The organism is Thiohalocapsa sp. (genome assembly GCF_019695415.1).
Classification (GTDB): Bacteria; Pseudomonadota; Gammaproteobacteria; order Chromatiales; family Chromatiaceae; genus Thiohalocapsa.
On the sequence record NZ_JAIFKJ010000656.1, the window covers coordinates 1 to 1,696 of the forward strand.

The following is a 1,696-nucleotide window of genomic DNA, read 5'->3' on the forward strand; positions in this document are numbered from 1 at the left end:
GGCGGGGGGAACCACAGCACCTTGGCGCACGGGATCTGGTCCAGCCGGCCCTTGAGGTTCTGGTACAGCCCGCGCAGCCGCGTCTGCGGCGTGGTGCGCTCATCCCAGGGCTCCAGTACCAGCACCGCCAGCGCCGCATTGGACGACGGCGCGCTGGTGAGCAGGCTGTAGCCCGCCACCGTGAGCACGTCCGCAACGCCGTCTGTCTGCTCGGCGATCTCCCGCAGCTTGCCGACCAGCTCCTCGGTGCGCGGTAACGATGCGGCGCTCGGCAGGCTAACGTCCGCGAACAGCACACCTTGATCCTCGTTCGGCAGGAAGCCGCCCGGAAGCCGATCCAGCACCAGCACCGCCGCGCCGCCCACGGCCACCACCAGCACCCCCGCCAGCACCGCGCGGCGGGCGAGCAGCCCAGCAACGGAGACATAGCCGCCGCGGGCCTTGTCCAGGCCCTGGTTGAACCAGGCGAAGGGCCCGCGCTTGGGCGCCTTGGGCTCACCGAGGAACAAGGACGTCAGCACCGGCGAGAGCGTCAGTGCATTGACGGCAGAGAGCGCCACCGCCGCGGAGATGGTCACCGCGAACTGCCGGAACAGCTCGCCGGAGATGCCGGGCAGGAAGGCCACGGGTGCGAAGATGGCGAAGAGCACCAGCGTGGTGGAGATGATGGGCCCCGTCACCTGCCGCATGGCCTTTAGGGTCGCCGCACGCCGGTCGAGCCCCTCCTCCGCCATGATGCGCTGGACGTTCTCCACCACCACGATGGCATCGTCTACCACCAGTCCGATAGCCAGCACCACGGCGAATAGGCTGATGGTGTTGGCCGAGAAGCCCGCCGCCAGCAGCACGACGAAGACGCCGATCAGCGACACCGGAATGGTCACCGCCGGCACGATGGTCGCCCGCAGGTCCTGCAGGAAGATGTACACCACCAGCAGCACAATCACCGAGGTGATGGCGAGCGTGAAGATGATCTCCTCGATGGACGCCTCGACGAACTTGGTAGAGTCGTACATCACCTGGGCAGCGACGCCGTCGGGAAAGCGCTGCTCAAGGCGCGCAAGCTCCGCGCGCACGCGCTCTGCCACATCCAGCGCATTGGCGCCGGGCGCCTGGTAGATGGCGATGGCCGCCGTGGGCTGGCCATTGAAGCGGCTGGTGCTGCTGTAGGACTCGGCGCCCAGCTCCACCCGGGCGATGTCGCTGACCCGCACGATGCCGCCGTCCGCCCCTGTGCGAACCACGATCTGCGCGAACTCATCCGGCTCCTGCAGCTGGCCCTTCGCAACGATGGTGTACTGGAAGGCCTGATCGTCCGGAATGGGCGGGCCGCCCACCTGTCCGAGCGCCGCCTGGATATTCTGCTGCTGGATGGCGTTCACCACGTCCTGCGGTGCGATGCCGAGTGCGGCCATCTTGTCCGCATCCAGCCAGATCCGCATGGAGTAGTTCTCAGGCCCGAACTGAGTCGCCTCGCCGACGCCGTCGATGCGGGCAAGCTCGTCCTGCACATTGATGGTGGCGAAGTTGGACAGGAAGAGCGAATCCCGGGACTCGTCCGGCGAGTAGACCGTCACCACCAACAGCAGGTTGGTGGACTCCGCCTGCACCGTAACGCCGAGCGCTTGTACCTCCTGTGGCAGAAGTGCACGGGCCTGAGAGAACCGGTTCTGAGTGTTGACTTGCGGGGAGGCCG

Annotated in this window: 1 protein-coding gene; it reads right to left on the bottom strand. The window is 67.3% G+C overall.

Going from position 1 to position 1,696, the window contains the following annotated elements; translation table 11 throughout:
* Positions 1 to 1,696, bottom strand: a 1,696-nt coding sequence (locus I6U14_RS17885) for an efflux RND transporter permease subunit (RefSeq protein ID WP_296901205.1), incomplete at both ends; no start/stop codon positions are given.